The sequence below is a fragment of the Oceanicola sp. S124 genome (genome assembly GCF_000220565.1).
In the GTDB taxonomy this organism is placed as follows: Bacteria; Pseudomonadota; Alphaproteobacteria; order Rhodobacterales; family Rhodobacteraceae; genus Pseudooceanicola.
This window is the reverse complement of sequence record NZ_AFPM01000069.1, coordinates 1-2,009: the sequence shown is the minus strand read 5'-3', so window position 1 is coordinate 2,009 and position 2,009 is coordinate 1. Positions and strand designations below refer to the sequence as shown.

Here is a 2,009-nt window from a genome sequence, read left to right as displayed (position 1 = left end):
CCGGAGAGCGTTAGAAACCAGAGCACGGGCACATCTGCAAACCGGTTCGCGTCCTGCGCGAAGCGGAACTTCATGGAAAGCGCTGCGAAGGCAGACCCACAGCACAGAAGAGACATTCAGGCAGCAGCCCATGGCAGACTTACGCTACCTGCTCGGCGGAAGCGAACCGAGAATCCATTTCCTTTGACTGCACCGGGCAGCAACATTGGCGGATGACACAAGCGACGGATGAATGCGCAAAACGCCCCCCTTTTCATCCCATCTCCGATTACGTTCAAGCTAGGCGTGCGTACAGACCGACAGCTCACGACATCTCGGGTTGACCCCTGAAGAGGACCTCGAGAAAGATGGCGGCGGAGGGCCCCACTTTGCGTCTGATCTGGTTCATCACCGTACTTGCCTGGCTGGTCGCCGGGATTGCACCACTTCACGCTGCTGGCATGGGGATGGGCGACGCCATACATGACGCGGCCTGCTGCCCGGATCAGGACGATGACGTCGCTATCCCTCACGAGGGCAACGGCTCGGACATGTCTCAGACGGTCTGCGACCATGCCTCGATCTGCGTCAGCCTGATGTTGCCGCAGCACCCTTTCGGTCCGGCCTCGGAGTTCAGACCGGCAACCCTCCAATGGCAGGACAGGGCCCGCACAGCGGACTCGGTCACGCAGACAGCGGATCCTCCACCGCCGCGTCTCTGACGTTCCAAAGTCACGGGCCCTCGGGCCCCCGATGGCCGTGCCTTCTGCATGGCCGCTCCCGGAACATCAGGACCATCCAATGAAACGCTATATTCTCTATGCCCTGGGCCTCGCTGCCCTGGGCGCGATCACCTATCTCGCGATCCCGACCCAGACTGACACGGCCACCGCCGCCCCGGCCGAGGGCGGTCCAATCGTCGAGGTCACCCTGCCCAAGACCCTTTCCGACACCGCCCAGATGGGCGAACGTGCCTTCAACTCGGTCTGCGCCGACTGTCATGGCGAGAATGCCGCCGGCAAGATGGGCTTCGGCCCGCCGCTGATCCACAAGATCTACGAACCCTCGCATCACGGCGACATGGCCTTCACTCTGGCCGCTGCCCAAGGCGTGCGGGCGCATCACTGGCGGTTCGGCGACATGCCCGCCCAGCCCGGCGTCACACCCGCCGAAGTGCAAACCATCATCGCCTATGTGCGGGAGGTGCAACGTGCCAACGGGATCCAGTGACCTACGCCTCAGCCGCCGCGCTTTCTGCGCCGGTCTCGCGACGCTGCCCTCCCTGCGCCCGGCCCATGCCGCGGCTCCGACAGCGCTGACCGCAGGGGAGGCAACGGTGCAGCTGGCCCCGCCAGGCTACGGCCCCACTCCGATCTGGAGCTATGACGGCACCCTGCCCGGCCCGGTGATCCGCGCAACTCAGGGCGCAAAGCTGGAACGTCGCCTCGTCAACTGTCTGCCGGTCCCGACCTCGGTCCACTGGCACGGCATCCGCATCGACAACGCGATGGATGGCGTGGCCGGGCTAACCCAGGACGCGGTCCCGCCTGGTGGCCAGTTCGACTACGCCTTCGAACTGCCCGACGCGGGGACCTATTGGTATCACGCTCACACCAACTCCATCGAACAGGTGGCGCGCGGGCTGGCCGGGGCCCTGATCGTCGTAGAACCCTCGCCGCCCGACGTCGATGCCGATCACGTCCTGTTGTTGGACGATTGGCTGCTGGACCCCGACACGGGCCAGTTCGCCGCGAGCTTCGATCACCCGATGACCCTCAGCCACGGGGGCCGCACGGGGAACCTGTTGGGGGTCAACGGGCACTTTGATTTCACCCTCAAGGCAAACCAGAACGACCGCCTGCGCCTGCGGCTGATCAACGGAGCCAACGCCCGCATCTTCGTGCTGGCGCTGCAGGGGCTGAGCGGATGGCGTGTCGCGCTGGACGGGATGCCGCTGGACGCGCCGGAACCGGTTCAGGGCCAGTTCCTCCTCGCCCCGGCGCAGCGGGTGGATCTGATCGTCGATGTCA

At 65.3% G+C, this 2,009-nt stretch carries 2 protein-coding genes; both read left to right on the top strand.

Going from position 1 to position 2,009, the window contains the following annotated elements; translation table 11 throughout:
* The first annotated feature begins 780 nt into the window (after window positions 1-780).
* Window positions 781-1,209, top strand: coding sequence for a c-type cytochrome (locus OS124_RS0105765; RefSeq protein ID WP_010138440.1), 429 nt, complete (start codon window positions 781-783; stop codon window positions 1,207-1,209).
* A partial coding sequence (locus OS124_RS0105760) for a multicopper oxidase family protein (RefSeq protein WP_040606714.1) occupies window positions 1,190-2,009 on the top strand: 820 nt, incomplete at its 3' end. The genes OS124_RS0105765 and OS124_RS0105760, both read left to right, overlap by 20 nt.

Excerpts from the sequence above, each read along its gene's own strand:
- OS124_RS0105765 (WP_010138440.1), top strand. The coding sequence starts at position 781 with ATGAAACGCTATATTCTCTATGCCCTGGGCCTCGCTGCCCTGGGCGCG.